This is a genomic window from Gabonibacter massiliensis (genome assembly GCA_001487125.1).
Taxonomy (GTDB): domain Bacteria; phylum Bacteroidota; class Bacteroidia; order Bacteroidales; family Marinifilaceae; genus Gabonibacter; species Gabonibacter massiliensis.
The window spans coordinates 54976-75904 of sequence record LN913012.1 but is presented as its reverse complement, the minus strand read 5'-3'; the positions used below and the strand labels follow the sequence as shown (position 1 = coordinate 75904).

At 40.3% G+C, this 20929-nt stretch carries 13 protein-coding genes, 2 tRNA genes and 1 pseudogene; 5 read left to right on the top strand and 11 right to left on the bottom strand.

Annotated elements, in window-relative coordinates; all coding sequences use genetic code 11:
* Positions 1 to 98: 98 nt before the first annotated feature.
* Both BN3283_RS02670 and BN3283_RS02665 read right to left on the bottom strand, forming a co-directional pair.
* A complete protein-coding gene (locus tag BN3283_RS02670) occupies positions 99 to 3446 on the bottom strand; it encodes a golvesin C-terminal-like domain-containing protein (RefSeq protein ID WP_286137478.1) in 3348 nt (1115 codons plus the stop codon).
* A gap of 172 nt (positions 3447 to 3618) precedes the next feature.
* The gene (locus BN3283_RS02665; RefSeq protein ID WP_059025555.1) at positions 3619 to 4005 is read right to left on the bottom strand and encodes a hypothetical protein; all 387 of its coding nucleotides are present in this window, start codon (positions 4003 to 4005) and stop codon (positions 3619 to 3621) included.
* Positions 4006 to 4379: 374 nt separating this feature from the next.
* Between BN3283_RS02665 and BN3283_RS02660 the strand changes: the two genes are divergently transcribed.
* Positions 4380 to 5345 (top strand): hypothetical protein, encoded by a 966-nt coding sequence (locus BN3283_RS02660; protein ID WP_059025554.1) that lies wholly within the window; start codon positions 4380 to 4382, stop codon positions 5343 to 5345.
* A 22-nt stretch (positions 5346 to 5367) separates the two neighbouring features.
* Here the strand turns inward: BN3283_RS02660 and BN3283_RS02655 are convergent, their stop codons facing one another.
* Positions 5368 to 6144, bottom strand: a complete 777-nt coding sequence (locus BN3283_RS02655) for a hypothetical protein (RefSeq protein ID WP_147625529.1) — start codon at positions 6142 to 6144, stop codon at positions 5368 to 5370.
* Positions 6145 to 6385: 241 nt separating this feature from the next.
* On the opposite strand from BN3283_RS02655, the pseudogene BN3283_RS14250 reads away from it, so the two are divergent.
* Positions 6386 to 6565, top strand: a pseudogene (locus tag BN3283_RS14250) (DUF1848 family protein); the annotation flags it as partial.
* A complete protein-coding gene (locus tag BN3283_RS14615; protein WP_286137477.1) occupies positions 6565 to 6696 on the top strand; it encodes a hypothetical protein in 132 nt (43 codons plus the stop codon). The pseudogene BN3283_RS14250 and the gene BN3283_RS14615, both read left to right, overlap by 1 nt.
* Positions 6697 to 6778: 82 nt before the next feature.
* Here the strand turns inward: BN3283_RS14615 and BN3283_RS02650 are convergent, their stop codons facing one another.
* The 8 genes from BN3283_RS02650 to BN3283_RS02615 form a co-directional block, all read right to left on the bottom strand.
* The gene (locus BN3283_RS02650; RefSeq protein WP_059025552.1) at positions 6779 to 8278 is read right to left on the bottom strand and encodes a PKD-like family lipoprotein; all 1500 of its coding nucleotides are present in this window, start codon (positions 8276 to 8278) and stop codon (positions 6779 to 6781) included.
* Positions 8279 to 8296: 18 nt separating this feature from the next.
* Positions 8297 to 8989, bottom strand: coding sequence for a DUF4843 domain-containing protein (locus tag BN3283_RS02645; RefSeq protein ID WP_059025551.1), 693 nt, complete (start codon positions 8987 to 8989; stop codon positions 8297 to 8299).
* 12 nt (positions 8990 to 9001) lie between these two features.
* On the bottom strand, positions 9002 to 10465 hold the full coding sequence (locus BN3283_RS02640; RefSeq protein WP_041502568.1) for a RagB/SusD family nutrient uptake outer membrane protein: 1464 nt from the start codon (positions 10463 to 10465) through the stop codon (positions 9002 to 9004).
* An 18-nt stretch (positions 10466 to 10483) separates the two neighbouring features.
* Positions 10484 to 13861 (bottom strand): SusC/RagA family TonB-linked outer membrane protein, encoded by a 3378-nt coding sequence (locus BN3283_RS02635; protein ID WP_059025550.1) that lies wholly within the window; start codon positions 13859 to 13861, stop codon positions 10484 to 10486.
* A 218-nt stretch (positions 13862 to 14079) separates the two neighbouring features.
* Complete coding sequence (locus tag BN3283_RS02630) at positions 14080 to 15132, bottom strand: FecR family protein (protein ID WP_059025549.1); 1053 nt, start codon at positions 15130 to 15132, stop codon at positions 14080 to 14082.
* An 80-nt stretch (positions 15133 to 15212) separates the two neighbouring features.
* Positions 15213 to 15731: an RNA polymerase sigma factor gene (locus tag BN3283_RS02625; protein WP_059025548.1), complete on the bottom strand. Its 519-nt coding sequence runs from the start codon at positions 15729 to 15731 to the stop codon at positions 15213 to 15215.
* 364 nt (positions 15732 to 16095) lie between these two features.
* Positions 16096 to 16179 (bottom strand) — tRNA-Leu (locus BN3283_RS02620).
* 68 nt (positions 16180 to 16247) lie between these two features.
* Positions 16248 to 16318 (bottom strand) — tRNA-Gln (locus tag BN3283_RS02615).
* A 216-nt stretch (positions 16319 to 16534) separates the two neighbouring features.
* Between BN3283_RS02615 and BN3283_RS02610 the strand changes: the two genes are divergently transcribed.
* Positions 16535 to 19681, top strand: coding sequence for a glycosyltransferase family 117 protein (locus BN3283_RS02610; protein WP_286137475.1), 3147 nt, complete (start codon positions 16535 to 16537; stop codon positions 19679 to 19681).
* Positions 19682 to 19767: 86 nt separating this feature from the next.
* Positions 19768 to 20881 (top strand): peptide chain release factor 2 gene (gene prfB / locus BN3283_RS02605; RefSeq protein ID WP_110688856.1). Its coding sequence is split into 2 segments (ribosomal slippage): positions 19768 to 19830 and positions 19832 to 20881, totalling 1113 coding nucleotides; the frame shifts between segments, so codons are not numbered across the junction.
* The last annotated feature ends 48 nt before the right edge of the window (positions 20882 to 20929 follow it).

Genomic DNA, 20929 nt, shown 5'->3' with positions numbered 1-20929 from the left:
ATATTCAAAACTTTTTAATCACGCTCCATTACTATATCATTTTATTCTTCTTCAATCATAAATTAAAATACATAGCACTTTACCCCCGTCCCCATGTGCTATTCATCTTCTATATAGACCCATTTTACGGCATCGGCATAGATATTAAAATCCGAGGTGTTGGATTTATCACTTAAAGTAATCACGTGTTCTCCGGGCGTCAATTTAAAATGTCCCAACGATATCCATTTCCCTTTTTCCGCTTTCCAACCGATATTAACGTCCAAGGGAATCTCTTTCACACCCTCGTCACACGTGACCGTGTAATACTGAAACAACTGAATGGTATTAGTAGGAATTGAATTTCTCAAGTTATATATATAGCGCTTACACGTTAAACAAGGGATGGGAGTCATATAAACAAAAATTTCATACATTCCTGATTTTTCTATTCGAGCATGCCACTCCACGCTAAAATCTCCCCTACCGGCCTTCTTGGAAACAAAACCCTCCGTGATATCACCGTAAGCGTAAGAAGGTGCGGCAAAATAAGTCCACTCTGGAAGCTCTCCGGTATACGGAGAACTACCATTAATCGTGATATATCCTTCTTCCCGTTGACCGAGTAAACGACCGAGCAACAAACGAGATTTCGGTTGAATGATTCGAAAGCCCTCGTCATCCTCGTTGACAATAATCTCGTTGGCCGGAGGTTGAAAATAACTAAAGGGTAATTGCTCTATCCGTTGTGTAGTGTCATTAGTTGTTACACCTTTTTGAGCATACTTTGTTCCCGGGTTATTCCGGGCTATATTAGTAAGTAAAATTACACCAAAACCTATCTCTTCCCCAATCCATTCGATCCTTTGCCCCTCATGCCTTTTTACCAGAAAATTCTTCTGTTGAGGTCCCTTGTCTGTATAGAAACTAAATGAAATAATACCGTCAACCTCTCCCGTGTTATATATACTTGCCTGCACTTTATAACGTTTTTTACCAGTAAGATTTTCTGTCATTCCAGATTCCAATATCTCCGCCATTTTAAAATCTCTTATGATATACGCTGGAACTCTATTCTCCGAATACCATTGCGGTAAAAATTCCATCCAGTCAATGCCAAACTCTTGTTTATAGGCAGTATTAAATGTTTCAAAATCCACTTGTTTAAATGTATACTGTTGAACAAAACCAACCAAAAACTTGTTCAACTCCTCTGAAGAAGAATACAACAAGAGTATATCCTTAAGCTGATCGACTTTTATTCTTAACAAATCATTTAACAATACGGGGAGAAATGATGCATCCGAAAGAGCATCAGAAAAACTATTTTTAGAAAGATAATACCTCACGTGAGAGTTATCAATTATTCCTGAACTTGCTTGGGGATACACTGTTCTCAAGTACTCCTCAAAATTAGCCTTATCGGTCATTTGATTTAATAGGGTATTAAGTACGGGATATTCCTTCGAGTTAAAACTAATCGTGTAGTCATTATAAAGTGGAAAATCCACATATAAATTATTTACAAGGATTTTGTTTTCATCAAACTTATTCAATACATTAATAGGTTGTCCTTTAACAATTTTAGTATAGAACATCACTTGACGAATGGTTCTTTCTAATACCCTCATTTCATACCTGAATGGTGTAAGTACCCCTCTTCTGTTTACTCGATCCTCTTCCTCCATCCGGACAATTTCTTCTTTAAAATTCGGGAGAGGTATACCGATCATCTGCTCAGGGAAAAAGTACATCTCCGGCTGCACGTACCCGCTTCCGTTCCGAGAGACCCGATAGAAACTACAAAACGAGAGCGGGGTCTCCACAAAAAGATAACGATCGAAAGGGTAAGGCTTTCCATGCCCCGCTTTCGAAAAAGAAGAAATCACCCCCGGGAGTGAATCCGATACGACCTCCAAACCGTTAAAGTAATCACCGTGTCCCGGGTAAACATAATAACCGTACTGCACCGAATCTACCGGCAACATATCGCCGGTGTAACGACCCACTACAAGCGATAACCCGACAAGAGGCTTTGTCGAACGGAATAAAGTAACCTCTCTTTCCTTGAACGACGCTCCTTGTGAAAAAACAGCCTTATCTCCCGTGCCCCTTATCTTTAGCGTCGAATTGAAAAAATGTTTATCAACAGCGTATACATTCCCCGGGTTAACCGGGGGAGTACATACCGGGTACCACAAGCATTCAGGGGTGAGCAGAGTGTAATCCTCTCCCAAATAAGCGAAACGCTTCCCGAAACGACACGTGAAATCTCCCCGGTCCGAAAGATCGAAAAACGTTTTATCCGGGATGTCCACATAACATATACGTTCATCGATCTTACCCCTGTAACGTATCTCCACCTCACACACCTCTCCCGCTGCCAAACCGCTATAGAGCAGGAGCACCTGTTCATCTCGCTTCCACGGGATATCCTTCCCGTCTACACGTGCCGATTCTAATTCTAAAGAAGGATTCAGGTAAAGAAGAAGATTCTCCACGCGTTCCTTGTTTTGATTCCGAACCCGTAAACGACAATCGACCGACAATCGACTTCCACGCGACTCGTAATCCATATCCAAATCGAGCAAGGTAACTTTGGGGTAGGAATTGTACTGGACGTATACATCACGGTAGAGACGACGAGCCTCTACGGAACCTTGATATCTTAAATAAAAAGTCGTACCGTTGCCGGCACCAAGGACAAAACATATCACGCAGATAAATTTCCATAAACGCTCGTCCCGTGTACTATTCGGGAGACGGCGGGACAACACCACTGCGGCGCTAAAAAAACCTATACCACACAGCAACCAGCAAAAACGGTGCAAAAAATAACCCCACGGGTCGGGGAAACCGACCATATCGGAAAAAATATTGGGTACATGAAGGGCAAAAGGATCAAACAAGCCCTGGCATGTATCCGGCAAGAGAACGACGGTCAACAACAAGTACCCGATTAAGAGAATAAAAGAAAAAAGACGGTTACGGGTTAAATAGACCACGAAAAAAGAAAAACCCGTCAAAAAGATCGTGGTCGGCAATACATAAGTAAAAAGATAAAACAAGGAATACCACCCGTTAAAAGCCAGTTTACTGGCAAATAAATTAACGAGTATCCCCAAAAACAAACTTATCGCACCGAAAAACAAAAAAACAATGACTATACCTAAACTCATCCCACCCGTACAAGAAGCGTTACCCTGTGGCCGGGAATCGATAACGGCAAGAGTATCCAGTTTGCGGTTCCCGTAAATATAATCTCCCGCAAGGTACAAAAACGGCAAAACCTGTAATAGATTAAAAAAATAAGCGTTGGTCGCAGGAATTAAAGAAGAAAGCATCGAATAAAAATCATTCCTCGTTTCGCCAAAAATACGCTGGTTATCAATTTGGTAAAACAAGATTAATCCAAGTACTATCAAAAACAAAAACCACACGATCCAATTACGAAATAATAATTTCATCTGGTAACGGGAGACTATTATAAGGTTAGCGAATGTCATAATAATAAATTCTTTAAAATTGCAATTTATACGTTTTGATATAAATTATAACGATATATATAATTTCATTTTCTCCTATTGCATTAAAATAGTTAAATAATCGGAAACTCCACGAAACCGATTATTTTTATTATCAGATTACAATTACTGATAATTTTAATTCCATAGTAAAAAAGAAAGACCATCCAGTCCTTTTATCTTGCTGGAATCCCACAATTGTAACAACTATTTCATACCTTCCTGGTTTTAGACCTTTAACAGTCAAATGCTTTGTATTATTATCAAAAATTCCTTCTGTAACTTCTACACCTTCATTATTCGCTTCTATCGTAAAAATAAGATCCTTTAAAGAAAAACCAGAAACAGGAGTAAAACAAATTACCACTTCTTTCATTTCACCTTCATATAAACTAAAAGCTGTTGGGGAAGCTGTAGCATCAGGAGGTAGTGGAGCTTGCGCTTTAGCACCAAAACACAACAAAAACAAACTAATAACTATTAGAACAATTTTATTTTTCATAATGATAGATTTTAATGTTAGTAATATTAGTTGTGGAGTTTATTTTAATCCTAATTTGATCCATAAAATTATTCTGTTATTTAAAAAATCAACAATAATTTTTATTATCACAATGCTAATTTTAGCAAATATATATAAAAACAACAATAATGCAATTTTTTAAGAACAACTTTTAAAATCAGCAATTTTATGGCCACTTACGAATTTTTAATTGACGATTAATGTACAATATCTAATAGAATAGTCATATCAAAAATCAATTATACCATCTCTTAATTTACAATCTACAATCATTTCCATTTGTTATTCCCAAGATTATTTCCGAGATTTGTTCGGGTGCAAACCTCACGTGTAAGGAATAATTTAGAATAATAATGCTAAAGCTGTTTTTCGAGTATCTGGCGACCAGGCGATACAAAGAGAATGATTTGTCGGACATTACGTGGGCGTTATGTAATGCCTGTCCGGATTTTAAACGGATCTTCATTCATTTCTTTTTTCCCGATTTGGAGACAGACCTGATCGAATACTTCGAGAGGGAGACAAGGGATGACGACGAGGGTGATAGTCGGGTCGATTTTTTAATCAGAATAAAAGGGGACGACAAACCCTTCTTAATCGAGGTTAAGATTGGAGACCGGAATCATCATTTCGGCCAATATGAAAAAGCATATCATGTGGGTAAAGAGAGACTCGGGTACATCACCAATTACTCGTTATATATGAGTGGGTATATGACCAAAACATGGGAGATGTTTTTCGATGAGCTGGCCGAACAGATAAAATATATTCAGGAGGATGATTCCCTCAAACTTATTAACGGCTACTCTTCCTATCTTCAGAATGTTTGCGGCATAATAAAATTCAATAAAGCTATGAAATTAGACGGTATGTATTCGCTATACCAGTTGATGGTTGAATTGAATAAATTAATCAACCGATCGGAAGAAGATTTTATATTAGACCTTTATTCCGATAAAAACGGGAACAGGAATGGAGTCCAGGGACTTTATTTCAGGATAGATTATACCACCGAAAAGATCGCCCCGACTTGGGCCTGGATCGGAGTCTATTACAACAGGGAAAAACCGTTAATCTGTATCTCATTCTCAAAAGATGAAGGGTGGGGAAAACCTGTTTACGATATCCTATCCGAATCGGTAAAAGAAAACGGTATTTATGCCGCTTCTCCCTACAAGGAGGGTAACTCCTACTGGTTCGAACTATCGGCAAAAAAACACGAGGAATTCGAAACGCTCCCGTTGCAAGAACAACGGGAACTATTAAAAAATTTCATGGATGAAGTGATCAGGTATCCGCTAAAGGCATTTAAACAATAAATTCCTCACGGGCTTTCCTAATTTATTCCAAAATACCTTCAGGCATATGCATGGAGTAGTCCATCATTCCCCTGGCTTTGTAAAAGGTACTCGTTTCTGTCAGATGCAAGAAATAAATCCGGGGTCCGATACTACGGGAAGATTTCTCCAAAGACTTTTCCCATCCTAATTCAAATACGGTATTCATCACGTCGAAAACGCCCCCGTCACTTCCTGACAAACCAAACTTGCGAACGACCGCCGTTTCCGTCTCGTCTTTATAAGTAAGCGTTAAATAAGGCGCATTGTTCTCCACTGTAATTTCATAACTACCTTTTAAGACCGGTTCCCCTGCAGGTCCGTTAAAACTCTCTGCCTTATCAAACAGATAAAATTCATTTTTATCATTCTTTACAAGGAATAAATTCGTCTCGGATTTAAAAACCGGGAGATCACTTTTAACCAACACAAACCCTAAATAAATATCCGTTACTTTTATTTTCAATTTTACCGTCTCTCCCGCTCCATTATCCCTTATAGATAGAATCGTTTCACCCTTTTTTTTCGCTTGAATTAAAAGATTATCCGTATTTAAACCGATAGAAGCATCCAGTAATTGCGGATTTTCCACATCGATCGTATAATCTCCGCTACCGTCCACAAAAGAAATACTTTCTCTCATCCCCATCCGGACTTCATAAAAAAGATCGGGGAATCTTATGGGATAAATCTCTTCCGTTTCTTTATTTCCGCTACACCCCCAAAAACAACCCGCCAACAAAAGCATTAAAAATACATTTATCAAACCAATCCGTTTCATAATAAAACCTTCTAAAAACAGCCAACCAAGTTTCATTTCAATGTTAAAATACGTACTTCCGATAAGTTTGACAAATATAGAAGTTATACATCGAAACGACACTTTTTTATATTAAAATCCTTATTTTTTTATATATAAAATCGCATTAAACGTAAAATCGTCTTTTCCGTTTTGTATCTTTTACATTCAAAGTAAACCGCCTTTTTTAAGGTTCTTCTCTTTTTTACCAACTTCGCCGTAGATCATTCGTGCCAGTCGCAGAACGGACCTATCAGCCTTTTATACATCTTGGTTTTTCAACCGGATAAAAGAAAGACACGCACTTGTTCCCGATCCGTATAACCCTAAAATGATAAGTAGGGTAAACCTGCACCCCGCCGGAGTAGATTGTATCGTCTTTCGGACAAAAAATCCGGCTCCATGCCCGATAAACTTGCCCTTTCGAAAAACTCACTCCTGTTTACCGGAATATCGGATGAAGCATACACGATCAAAGAGCGAAAAATAAAAAGCCTCCAAAGGATCGACTATCTCTATTTCAATAAACAATAAAGTTGCTATTAGTATAAAAAAGAGTCCGGAAATTTACTTTCCGGACAACTCTATTAAAACCTAAATACAAACATTAAAAGAATCAATTATAAGTAAAATTGGCTAAATTGCCATACTTGTAAATAGCATGGACTACCTTACCTAAATTATCCACACTATGCAATACTTTCACTTCCCGGCCAAGTAGCTGGTCGGCCACATCAAAAATAACGAATCTACCGTTTTCAAGAGCAACACCTAAATGCTGGCATGTCTTATCGGCACACAGAGAAACAATTCGTTCCCCTTCAAAATCTTTATAAAGATTGGTCTTATTCGTTGCCAGATCGAGATAATAAAGTTGGTCGGAATTAGCCCCGGTTGTAAAGAAAATATAAGGACGTCTCCTGAGTAAAAAATAAAGACTTTGTTCGTTAAATAATCCATTCCCCGTGATTTTCGGTTCCTCTATCTTCATAACTTCGAGCCCTCCCCCCACTATATACTGGATCATATATTGCTGGAGCTTGTATTGATTTTGAGGGTCTTTAAAAATAGAGACAAACTCGCAAGACTGTTGGCCCTCCAAATAAGCTCCCGTATAAACCATTTTATATTCTCCGATATTATTCAGTGGGATTGCTCCTTCCGGATAGTTTTTACAATACAGATCCGTTAGTTTACCCGCGAGACTGTTATTTCGCGTAAGCGAACCGACAAGTCGATTGTTCGTCTCATCAAACAAAACGGTAAATTCGGCCCTCGACTCTGCCACGGAAACCAAAGCTCCGATTTTCAACTCTTTACCGTTATCCGCTAAAGGAAGAGTACTGTAACGATTGGTATGCAAACTGTTAGGATTGGCTTTACGGCTAAATACCCGGCCGTCTTCGTTCAGTATATAATTAATATATCCGGCATAAGAAGCATCCACCGGAGCAAAATTTTCCGGCAAGCTCTCCCCGATAAATTCCTGTTGGGTTGTCACCTTTTTCAGTAAACTTCTTCCATCTATCTCTACACATCCCAACCCTCCGCGCTGAATAACGAGGACTTCAGAAATACCGCTACTCGTGGTATAATGTTCCACCATTCTTAAGGGAGTAGAACCTAACCCCTCTCCATTCAACTTCTGATAAAAATCGACATAATCGGTGTATACTCCGCCTTTTTCTTGGATATAGCAATACTCCGATTTCCCGTTCCTGTCATATAACACCATCCACCCCGTCTCGTAAGGAGTAACCTGATCGACACTAAAATTAACAATATATTGGCAATTCGTCAGGGTATCGACAACACGAAACTCACCGTAAGTTTCTCCTAATTCAGGCCAGGAAGCATTACAATTCCGAGAAGTGGAAATCAGCTCCGATGCCAGATACCATTCATACTTAAAGTAAGCGGTATCCTTGGGATTTTTAAACGTTATCTCGGGTTCTATCACGATAGGATCCCCCATGATCAGGTTGGGAAAATATTTCTTAGGTAACTTAACCGTCACCTCGTTGATATTTTTATAATCATAATTTCCCTTATCATCGTAACAGGATTGTAGAAATAAAACTCCTATAATCCAATAGAACATAAATTTGATTTTCATAGATCAACATTTTTAAATTTAACCAATAACAGGTACGCTCATGTTATTCCCATCTTCATCGACGACAGGAGTTCCGGCTTCCTCCATCTCCAGCAAATAGTATTTGAATGAACGGGACAAGTACCATATATCGTCAGACGATAGATCACTCAAATCCCCTACCCCGGTCACTTTCATAAATAACCGGAATTTCTTTTCGGTATAGACACCAAGATAACTGTCTACGATTTCCTGACTCCACCATTCCGGTGGAGCGATAATGTCACTAAAGCGAATGATATTTTGCGTGTACTCATACTGTCCGGGAGAAAACAGAGCATTCTTTTCGATTCTCAACACGAGTCGTACACTCTTTTCCCTTAAATCAGGAGCATTATTGATTTTAAAATACACCGTATCGACAACTCGATTTGCCCGGAGAAGAAATTTCTCCGGAAAAGAGTAATGCTTGGTTTCAACCGTACTGTTTTTCGTGTCTACCGATAACTTAAATTCCCGGTCATAATTCGTTGTATTTCCTATCAACTTAATTCCGACGGGAACAGTCAAAGAGGTTGAATCCGGATAATAGAAAAAAGAGTAAGTTATCGAATCCGCATAACTCTTTTCAAAGAAAAGGTATTGCCGAGTAGTATTAAAAGCCTCTATCTCATCCTTCGAGCAAGCTCCGATCAATAATATTCCGATGATATAAAAAATATATTTTCTCATAATGTCTATGTTTTAGTGAATAGTTTCGATATCCGGTAAAGGAAGTATAAACTTGTTCCCCATCTGAATCTGTTTTTTACCATCCAAAACAGGACGATTCAGACGTTTATACATAAAAAACAACTGCCCTTCCCCTATAAAATCCTTTCGAGCATCATACACAAGTTCATCCATAAAAGTAGACTCCGTCACGGTATATGGAATATCCGTCTTACATCCCCGGGCCAAACGTAACTCATTCAACAAATCGACGGCTTGCTTTTTATCCGTATCCACCAAACATTCACACATGATATAATAGATCTCACTCAATCGGATATAAGGAATAATCGGTCCCTGGTAACTGTTCACGTTATTTATTTTTTCGTCCGCCCGCATGTATTTCAAAGCTTCCTGATGCCCTTTGTTATTAGGTGTGATCAAATAAACCAACCGATAGTCGTCTTCGTTCCCCTCGAACATCTCCTCTACATTTTTCAAAGGCATCTCTCCTCGTTTGTTGTAATACTCCTCATACAGATCCAACAATTTTGAATTATACAATCCTAAAATAATCCCGTCATACAATTTTCTGGAACGTTTCAGGATAGAACTTGTGATATCATTAGCCGGAGTCAGCCTCAAATGGTCGTAATAATTATATTTCTGCACATAGGAGTCATATATGTAACGGGCATGCTTATAAGCATTCGTCTTATCCCCTGCATACAGGTATACCCTTGCCAATAGCGCATCGGCTGCATACAAATTAAAGCGGGTCCCTCTCAACCGAAAAAACATATCTTTATCCGTCATCAAATTGCCGGTAAGCCGCCCGGCAAGCCTCTCGAGATCCATATTCAAACTGTCGTGGGGAGCAACCAGTCTCCGGGCTTTCACCAAATCATCAATCACATGCCCGAGAAAATCGTCTATTGTCAGATAAGGTTCAGACGTCGAAGGATAAATCGTGAAATAGGGAATGTAATTCCCCGAAGGGTTCGTTGCCGGAGCGGGAGCAAATAACCGGAGCATGTCAAAATGAAGCATAGCCCTTACCCCCAGAGCCTCGCCTAAAATTAAGTCCCTCTCCTCTTCCCCCAATTCAAATTTACCCGGTTCTATATTATTGATATTGGCAATGATATTATTACAGTTGGCTATCGCGTTATACGTATTTAACCATATATCCGAGATAATAGTATTGACCGAGGCGTTTTCATAATCATATTCCATTGCTGCCTTATACTCGGTAGAAATAATAGGATCGTAATATTGTGAAATAGCACTCAGAAATCCCCAGCTAAGTTCACGTCCGTAAAGTTTCCCCTCCGCCAGATTAAGATAAATCCCGTTCAATGCATTTCGAAATCCTTGCGCCTCACTCAAAAGATAATCCGAATCGATCTCGTCTTCCGCATCCAACGAGAGCCAACTGTTACAAGAGTTTGCCCAAAAAAGGATCGTAAGTAAATATAAAATAGTATATCGTTTCATGGCCTATTAATCATTAAATTAGAAACTTGCATTCAAAGTAAAATTAAACGTCCGGGCAAAAGGATAGGAAAGCCCCCGTTCCCGCTTAATACTGGAGAAATGAGCTATATCCTTCATATTAAATTGCAAACGTAGCATACTGAATCCTATCTTTTTCAACAATTCAGGATTAAAATCGTATCCTATGGTCAACGAATTAAAGTCCAATGTATTGTTATTTTGACAGAAACGAGAGGTCGGGCGAGTTACCTTTTTATCCGCATCTTTTATCGTTTTGAACTTGGCAATATCACCCGGTTGCTTCCAACGATCGGTCAATACGCGTTTATCCGCGTTATTGCGAAAATCCACATTCTCCACGTTATCTACAAGAGTTTGGTTATAAGCCTGTCCTCCCAGTTCATACATGAAAGTAGCCGATAAGGTGAAACCTTTATATCGGGCGTTAATACCGAAAGCTCCTTGTACATCCGGTTCACTATCCCCGATAATCACCTGTTCCGAAGAGTTCCAATCGTAGGTCACCGCCCCATCCCTGTTCACGAGAATCTCATTACCGTCGGCCGGATTTATACCTAAAGACTTCATCCCCCAGATGGACGTCAACGACCCTCCTTCCGTGTATTTCATAAACGGTTTGGCGTACTTGGCATCTTTAGCCGTATTGGCATTCTTGTTATACTCATCAAAGTATTCGTCAACCCGGTCATTATACTCTTTCAACGAGTTGGAAATCTTCAATATTTTATTTTTATTATGTGCCAGATTGACAAAAGCAGAAAGGTATATGTCCCTTTCGTTAATGATATCCCCTTTAAGATCCAGCTCGATCCCCCTGTTCTGTACCTCTCCCATATTATCGGTATAGGTCGTAAAACCGGAAGAAGCGGGAATTGTAATGGAATTCACCATATCAACCGTTTTTTTGTTATACCATGATCCTACAAGCTTAATGCGATCGTTCAAGAGTCCGATATCGGCACCGATATTCAACGTATTTGTCGTTTCCCAACCGAGTTTTTCGTTACCCATGTATTTCATGTATACGCCGAATCCGGTTGAATACCATTTATCGTTGATCGTCTTATAGGTATGCTTGGCAGCATAGGGAGCAAAATTAACCTTTCCGGTCTGTCCGTAGGTAGCCCGGACTTTCAATTGACTGAAAATACTGTTCCCTTTCAAAAAATCGTAATTGTGGAAATTGATTCCGAATCCACCGGACCAAAAAGGAGCCGTCCGGTTATCGTTTCCGAACTCCGAAGAACCGTCGAGCCTTCCGGAAAGATCGAAAAGGTAGATATCGTCATACGTGTAATTCAACGAGATAAAGGCGCCGAACAGGCGGGTATGACTTTCTGAAATCATCTTTTTATTCGCTTCTTCCGCCGCATAATTAACCGAATGAAGCTGGCCGGAAGGGAAGCCCCGGTAATGCTCCGATCCACTTTTGGTTTTAGTCTCGATAAAATTAACACCGGCAGAAAAATTCATATTGTGTTTTCCGATCATATTATTATAGCTGATCAACACGTTACCGTCCATCTTAGTCGTTTTCGTATCATCTATGTACAGATCTCCTCTTTTCCCGTAATCGGAAGAAGAGTAAGACATGTAAGTACTGGAAAGCGGGTCCGTAAACTTCTCGTGTTCACTATAATATTGAGATAAACTGAGCTGACCTTTGACAAGCAACTGATCCATGACGTACCAATTAATATTCAAATTATCCGTCAATTCGTTATAATTACTCTTATCGTAATTATGCAAATGTGCTTCATACATAGGATTCAACCGTTGCAACGTTCCGATGGAACTATTCCAGCTCTGGGTAGTCTGCATATAACTGCCATCTTCATTTTTATAATAGTCGTAAGGATTTTTCTTCGTGTAATCGGAAAAACTGCCGTAAGGAGATTCGCGGGAACTCATCTTATCGTAAGTAACCATGTTTCGTATCTGGATCTTTTTGAAACGATAATCCAAATAAAAATCACCGCCATAAGTATTTCGATACGACTTTTTCATTACTCCGTTTTGACCGTTATAACGAAGGGATATTCCGTAACGGATCTCGTTAGTTCCTCCTTCCACGTAAAGAGAGTGCTTATGGTTGAATTGAGTGGTCAACGGCAAAGAGAGCCAATACGTATCCACTCCCTTGATGATATTATTCAATTTGGCGTGATACTCGGCATTTTTTTCCGCCTGCTCTTTATCATCTTTCCCTTCAAATAACCCGGCTAAAACTTCCGTCTCCAACTTCTCCCGGGCATTCATTAAATTATAATCGGACAGATCGGGTGTTGTGATGGCTCCCGTAAAAGTATAGGATACCTGTAACTCACCCGGTTTAGGCGCTACCGACTCGATAACAATTACACCGTTAGCCGCTCTTGATCCATAGATCGCCGTGGCTGCCGCATCTTTCAAAATATTGATACTCTGTATCCGATTCGGGTCCAGATCGTAAATTTTCTCTATTTTGACCTCATATCCGTCTAAAATAAAAACCGGGTTATTCGGATTATTCTCCAGCGAAGTTCGGGAAACATCTCCCTTGTCCAATTCTTTCACACCGATCCCCGAACGACCGCGCACGTAAAACTCCGGTAACGTGTTGGGATCGGACCCCATCTCGTTATTCCTTACGATACGTAGAGAGGGATCATATACCTGTAATACGTCGATTACATTCGTAGGAGATACTTTTAATATATCATCTTTCTCCACCCGGGTCGAAGCTCCCGTAAAACTGGACTTTTTAACATTGGAATAACCGGTAACCACCACGTCCTGCAAATTTTCTTTTTTCTCGTTCAGGATCACTTTTATCTCTTTCTGATCGGTAATCTTCACCTCCCGCGTCTCGTAACCCAAGAAGCTGACAACCAACACTAATTCTTTGACATCGGGAATTTTCAATTCAAATTTTCCCTTCGTATCCGCAGCGATCCCTACCCGAGTCCCTTTGATAACAATAGTGGTACCCGGCAACGGGATTCCCGCCTCATCCATAACAATTCCGGTAATCTTCCGTTCGATCAAAGTCTTATTCTTTTCTTTCACTTTGATGACCACGGTACTATCTACAAATTGATAGGCAAAATCGGTCTTCTCCAAACAAAGTTCAAGTACTTGTTTAAAAGGTTTATTATCCGCCTTTACGGTTATACGGGGAGCCTTGTCGACAAGCTCCAGATTATAGAGGAATTCATATCCCGTTTTGCTTTTCAAATCCTTAATCACATTAACAAGCGTCTCATTCTTAAAGTCAACGCTGATAATTTTATCCGGAGTCTGCTTTCCTGATCCCGCGAAAGCAAGCGGCATATAGCATAAGGTAAATGTAAATAACAGATACCATCGCAATTTGTTGTAAACGTTTTGTTTCATAAATTACAGTTTGACAATGTTTTAGATATTAGTTCTAAAAATTAACACGTGAAAATTTTTACATACTATTCTTTTAAACGGTTAAACATAAACACATAACTTCCCCTCTTACCGGATTTATCATCCGATAATAAATGATTTGGATTAAAAATTATTGAGTCATTTACGTGCCGCTTCAGATTGATATCAGGATACAAAAACAGCACTTTATACGCGTATCATTCTTTTGCTATCACAATTATTTCATCATTTTCAAGTTCAAATCTTACATGAGTCGTTAGCTCTATCACGTTACATACGTCTTTAATATTCCCATACTTAGGCACACTTCCGACAAAATGATAGCTCTTTGCTTTCTCATCTCGGAATTTCGCTCCTACGCCATACCACCTGGATAACTTCTTCATGATATTTTCCAAACTCTCCCCGTCAAAATAAAAACGGTCCTTCATCCATGTCGCGTAATAATTCACATCGACCTTTCTGACCGAGACCTTTCCCTCCTTCACGAGAGCCTGCTCCCCGGGAATCAGTATGCGCCGCACCTCCTCATGTCGCATTTCGATCTTCCCCCTAACCAACGTGGTATGGGAATAATTGTCTTCGCTATAATCCATTATATTAAAAGCCGTTCCCAATACCCGGATCATATAATCTTTTGTTTTTACGATAAAAGGCTTTTCTTTATTTTCAGCAACATCGAAAAAAGCCTCTCCATCTAAGTATACTTCCCGGATCGAATCGGAAAAAAATACAGGATATTTTAAAGAAGAAGAAGAGTTTAACCAAACCCGGGTCCCGTCAGAAAGCGTAACATCGTATTCTCCCCGGACGGGAACCACCAATGTATTATAGATTTTCTCCACACTATCCCCCACTTGGGAAACATAAGCAATTCCATTGTTATTTTGGGTAAAAATGCGAGTTCCGTTACTTTCCGTTATATCAAGCGTATCTTGAGTGAGAACGACAGGTGTTCCGTCAGACGTGTAAAGGATCGCTTTTTTCTCTCCGGGAGAGATTGACGTTAAAGCCGGAATTGAATTTTTAGAAACACGATTCGAATCTACGTGTAGAAAATAGAGGCAACATCCCAATACAGGCAGTATAAATAGGGCTGCATAGGTTATAAAACGAATCCGTCGTCTTCGTCGGACAACCTCCTGAACTTTTCGATTCATTTTCGCCCAGTATTCCGGTCTTTGCAATTTTTTCATCTCGGCCCAATCTCGAAGAAGCTGTTCGTTTATATTTTTCTGTTCATTCATCATAATTCGATCCGGTTTTCTATAATAAGAACAAGTAAGGTTTAAAATCTACCTAGTCTATTTTCAACTTTTTTTGCAGCACGTTAAAATTTAACATTTCGAAATAAAATAAATAGGAGTAACAATCGCTTGCGCAAATGCTTAAAAGCGGAAGACATATGAGCTTTAACCGTATGATAAGATATATTTAATTGCACGGCAACATCCTCATAACGTTGTTGTTGTAAATAAACGCGGATAAATATATCCTTACATTTGTCCGGTAAAGCCTCTATGGCCTTATCAAGCTCTTCCAATTGCTCCATGTGACTGATCTCTTCCTGAATTTCTTTATCGGATATTTGATTTTGCTCGAAAGATATCGGGATATGTTTATTTAAAGAAGAGTGAAGGTAATTTAAGGAGGCATTTTTCACACATGTAAATAAAAAAGAAGGAGAAGCCTGTTCTAAACGTCCGGATTCAAACAAACGCAAAAACACATCCTGAACGATATCCTCTGCAGACTCGGAATTTTTTATCAAGTTTCTGGAATAGAGCACCAAGTGACTAAAATAACGTTTAAACAGCTCTTCCAATACTAATATTTGATCCTTTTCCACCGGTTTGGGTATTACTCTCTCTTTGATCGTTCCTGATCAAAATTCAATTTATACACGGACGTGGAACTATTAACTCACTCACAAGGATATTCTTCACATCTAAATTAAAAAAATAGTTTTCACCTTCTGAATTAAATTAAACGCCCTTTTATTTTCAGTTATCACCATCCATAACACAAGACTAAGCAAATGTATAATTTCTTCTGAGACGAACAAAAACTCCCCCGAAAATTAAGTTTTGAGTATCCTCTGCCTACAGTCGAACGGGATCGTTATTGGCTTAATACATAAAACAAAAGAGGAATCCGGATAGATAAATCAAAAAAAAATAGCCTGATAGCATATGGTCTATCAGGCTATTTAGTACCCAGAACAGGACTCGAACCTGCACAGCCGTACGGCCACTAGTCCCTGAAACTAGCGTGTCTACCAATTCCACCATCTGGGCATAAAACGAAGAACTCGTTTAGGAAAAAAAACCTTGCAACTCACCTGCTGCAAGGCCTTCCGTTCATGTTGTCCAACCAGGATTCGAACCTGGACTGACAGAACCAAAATCTGCTGTGCTACCGTTACACAATTGGACAATCTTTTTCTTATCGCAACGTTATTTTCCGTTTTTGACGCTGCAAATGTAGAACATTTTTCTATTTCCCACAAAGAAAATGCGGAAAAATTCAAACAAAATAGTTATTTTCGTGCTGCCAAATGGATACATTTTTGGTCACCTGATTGAATATTAACGCGTAATAATAAATTCATAACACGAAAAAAGCATGTGCAAAATTAAAAATCACCCTACATTGAGTTATAAGGTAATTAATAATGTGACCGGTTGGGTAGCGTTCTTAATTGCCAGCATAACTTACTTGCTTACGATAGAGCCGACAGCCAGCCTTTGGGACTGCGGGGAGTTCATCACGACCTCTGTCGGTTTACAGGTAGGTCACCCTCCCGGAGCGCCTTTATTCATGATTATATCGAGGTTATTTGCCATTTTTGCTCCGAGTCCGGAAACACAGGCGATTATGATCAATAGCATGTCGGCCCTGGCATCCGGATTTACAATACTATTTTTGTTCTGGACCATTTCACATTTAGCCAAAAAGTTGATTGTCGGGAAGTCGGAAGAGTGTACTTTAGGACAAATGCTTGGTATTATGGGGGCAGCATTCGTGGGAGCTTTGACTTACACTTATACGGATACATTCTGGTTCTCTGCCGTCGAGGGAGAAGTATACGCTCTTTCCTCTTTATTTACGGCCGTTGTGTTCTGGGCAATTTTAAAATGGGAGAATGTGGCGTTTCAGCCCTATGCCAATCGTTGGCTGGTCTTCATAGCATACATGATCGGACTATCCATCGGCGTGCACTTGTTAAACTTACTGGTTATTCCGGCCATTGTGTTTATCTACTATTTTAAAAAATACGAACCGACAAGAGCCGGAATCATCAAATCGGCAGCGATTTCCATCCTATTATTAGGAGTAATCATGTGGGGAATTATCCCGGGAGTTATCGTCGTAGCCGGATGGTTCGAGCTCCTGTTTGTCAACGGAATGGGATTACCGTTTAACACGGGTGTGGCCGTTTATGCCCTATTATTGGTTGCCGGATTGACTTACGGGACCTATTATACATTAAAACACAATCATACCGTATTCAACACGGCATTAACTTGTGTGATCGTCATGTTGATCGGATATTCGTCTTATGCGATGGTTGTTATCCGTTCCGTAAGCGATCCTCCTATCGATGAAAACAGCCCGGACAATGTATTTGCCTTGCAATCTTATCTGAACCGTGATCAATACGGACACGAACCGCTACTGTACGGTCCTTATTTCAATGCCGTGCCCAAAGAGATGAAAGAAGGTAGTGCCGTTTATTACCAGAATAAGCACACGGGAAAATACGATGTGGTGGGCCACTCCTCCGAAATGGTATACGATGAACGCTTCTGTACCATTTTACCGCGCATGTGGAGTGCTTCACGACCGGAAGGAGCCTATACCCAGTGGTCCGGACCATTAGCCGGTCCTACCTATATGGTCGACAACAAAGCCGTCCGAATACCGAGTTTCTGGAACAATTTGAAATTCATGTTCCGTTATCAGTTAGGACATATGTACCTTCGTTATTTCATGTGGAATTTTTCCGGACGCCAGAATGACATCCAGGGGCACGGGGATTTCCGTTACGGAAACTGGATTACCGGTATTCCGTTCATAGACAATATTTTGGTCGGAGACCAAAGCCTGATGCCGGATTCGTTGAAAAACGACAAAGCGCGTAATACCTATTATCTTTTGCCCTTTATTCTCGGTCTTTTGGGTATGTTTTACCAATACCAAAAGAATAAACAAGGAAAAAAAGATTTCTGGGTGGTCATGTTGCTTTTCTTTTTCACGGGTATAGCCATCGTTCTCTACTTGAATCAATACCCCGGACAACCGCGGGAACGGGACTATGCTTACGCCGGATCGTTCTATGCTTTTGCTATTTGGATCGGTTTCGGAGTACTCTATCTATGGGACTTGCTTCAACGAAAGATGAACTCCCGCAATGCAGCCATTGCGGCCACACTCGTTTGCTTTTTTGCCGTTCCGGTAAACATGGCGGCAGAGAACTGGGACGATCACGACCGAAGCGGACGTTACGCTACCATCGCTCACGCTAAAAATTACCTGAGTACATGCGCTCCTAATGCCATTTTGTTTACCTTCGGCGATAACGATACGTTCCCGCTATGGTATGCTCAGGAAGTGGAAGGATTCCGGAGGGACGTGCGTATTGTTAACCTGAGTCTGTTAGCCGGAGATTGGTATATCGACCAAATCAAGCGGAAAACTTACGAAACTCCCGGAGTTCCGATCTCTTTCACGAAAGATCAATATCATGCCGGAGTAAGGGATTTCGTCCTTCTCATGGACAAAATACAAAAACCCTTCGACCTAAGGGATGTCATGGCCTTTGTAGGCATAGACAAACCGGAAGCTAAAATAAACGTATACACGGGAGAAGCCGTAAACTATATTCCTACACGGAACGTTTATATCCCGGTGGACAAAGAGAAAGTTTTAGCCAACGGTACCGTTCGTCCGGAAGATGCCGACAAGATTGTCGACAGGGTTGAAATTCAACTCCCGAACACCAGTTCGTTGAATAAATCCCAATTAATGGTACTGGATATATTAGCCACGAATAATTGGGAACGTCCGGTCTATTTCGGAGTAGGAATGGGTAAAGACAGCTATCTGGGATTTGAAGACTACTTCCAGCTGGAAGGTGCAGCTTACCGGGTAGTGCCCATCAAAACCCAGACAAACGATTATTCTTATGACTTCGGACGAGTGAACAGTACGGTTCTGTACGACAACTTAATGAATAAATTCGTATGGGGAAACATCAAAGATCCGAAAGTGAACATCGACCACTTCCACGACAACACGATTGCCGTGATGAAGTATCGAAATACATTTTTAAGACTGGCTGACAAACTGATGGAAGAAGCACAAATATCGAGTGATTCGAACCAAATTGTACTGGATACGGCAAAAGTAAATGCAGCCGTGAGAGTATTGGATAAATCCTTGGAGGAGATTCCATTGTACCAGGTCCCCGCCGACAATTTCCTAATCAATTATATCTCTGTTTATTATATGGCAGGAGAAGAAGAGAAAGGAAACGAATTATCCAAGGCTTTAGTGTTAGATAACATTCAAAACCTTAGGTACATCTCTTCTCTTTCTCCAGCCCGAAGAGCCGCCGTTCAAGACGACGAGAGAAGAAGTATTCAGGTCGTTCAGGTATTGCTGGATATGGCAACGAGGGCGGGACAAAGAGAGTACGTGGAAGAAATCCAACGTTTAGCGGAAGATATGTTTGCTCCCGCCGTTCCTCAACGACGGCCAAAACCTTCTTTGGATTCCGTAAATGAAAATAACTAAATAAAAATATATATTGTCCGGAAAGACAAGGCAATCGATGCCGTCTTTTCGGGCAGTATTTTTGTATCAACTATAAACGATAAACAATGATCACGATTGACCATATCAAAGCACTGGCCGAAAGAGGTGAAGCATTGAGGAGGTATCTTTGACATCGATCAGAAAAGGGTACAACTCTCAGAAGAAGAATTAAGAACACAAGACCCCGCCTTATGGGGAAAACCGAAAGAAGCCGAAGCGTTAATGAAGCGGGTCCGGGAATTAAAATCTTGGATCGAGGGTTATGAAAAAACAAAAGCTTCCATAGAAGATTTGACGGTTCTTTACGATTTTGCGAAGGAAGGGGAAGCGACTGAAGAGGAGGTAGATAAACAATACGAAGAGACGGTTAAGATCATCGAAGATATCGAACTCCGCAATATGCTAAGAAAAGAGGAAGACCATTTCGGAGCCGTTTTGAAAATAAATTCCGGAGCCGGAGGTACGGAGAGTCAGGATTGGGCTTCCATGTTAATGCGTATGTACATTCGTTGGGCAGAAGACAACAAATACAAAGTTACGATTAGTAATTTGCAGGATGGCGATGAAGCCGGCATTAAAACCGTAACCATGCAAGTAGAGGGAGACTTTGCCTACGGTTATCTAAAAAGTGAGAATGGCGTACATCGTTTAGTTAGAGTTTCACCTTACAATGCCCAGGGTAAACGAATGACATCGTTCGCCTCTGTCTTTGTCACGCCTTTAGTAGATAACACGATAGAAATCGCAATTAATCCGGCGGACATCACGTGGGATACCTTCCGTTCGGGAGGTGCCGGTGGGCAGAATGTCAACAAAGTGGAGACGGGCGTTCGATTGCGTTACAACTACAAAGACCCGGATACCGGAGAAACCCAGGAGATCCTGATCGAGAACACGGAAACTCGCTCTCAATTGGACAACAGAGAAAATGCGATGCGTTTGTTACGTTCCATGTTGTATGATATGGAATTGAAAAAACGAATGGCCGCACAAGAAAAAATAGAGAGTAGTAAAAAGAAAATAGAATGGGGATCTCAAATCCGAAGTTACGTGTTCGACGACCGTCGGGTCAAGGATCATCGTACCAATTATCAAACTTCAAACGTACAAGCAGTCATGGACGGAGATATCAGTGAGTTTATCAAAGCCTATCTGATGATGTTTGGAGGGGAGAATTGAAAAATAGAAGAATTGAAACAACATCCATTTTAACCATAACCGTAAATC

Excerpts from the sequence above, each read along its gene's own strand:
- BN3283_RS02670 (WP_286137478.1), bottom strand. The coding sequence starts at position 3,446 with ATGAAATTATTATTTCGTAATTGGATCGTGTGGTTTTTGTTTTTGATA.
- BN3283_RS02665 (WP_059025555.1), bottom strand. The coding sequence starts at position 4,005 with ATGAAAAATAAAATTGTTCTAATAGTTATTAGTTTGTTTTTGTTGTGT.
- BN3283_RS02660 (WP_059025554.1), top strand. The coding sequence starts at position 4,380 with ATGCTAAAGCTGTTTTTCGAGTATCTGGCGACCAGGCGATACAAAGAG.
- BN3283_RS02655 (WP_147625529.1), bottom strand. The coding sequence starts at position 6,144 with ATGAAACGGATTGGTTTGATAAATGTATTTTTAATGCTTTTGTTGGCG.
- BN3283_RS14615 (WP_286137477.1), top strand. The coding sequence starts at position 6,565 with ATGCCCGATAAACTTGCCCTTTCGAAAAACTCACTCCTGTTTACCGGA.
- BN3283_RS02650 (WP_059025552.1), bottom strand. The coding sequence starts at position 8,278 with ATGAAAATCAAATTTATGTTCTATTGGATTATAGGAGTTTTATTTCTA.
- BN3283_RS02645 (WP_059025551.1), bottom strand. The coding sequence starts at position 8,989 with ATGAGAAAATATATTTTTTATATCATCGGAATATTATTGATCGGAGCT.
- BN3283_RS02640 (WP_041502568.1), bottom strand. The coding sequence starts at position 10,465 with ATGAAACGATATACTATTTTATATTTACTTACGATCCTTTTTTGGGCA.
- BN3283_RS02635 (WP_059025550.1), bottom strand. The coding sequence starts at position 13,861 with ATGAAACAAAACGTTTACAACAAATTGCGATGGTATCTGTTATTTACA.
- BN3283_RS02630 (WP_059025549.1), bottom strand. The coding sequence starts at position 15,132 with ATGATGAATGAACAGAAAAATATAAACGAACAGCTTCTTCGAGATTGG.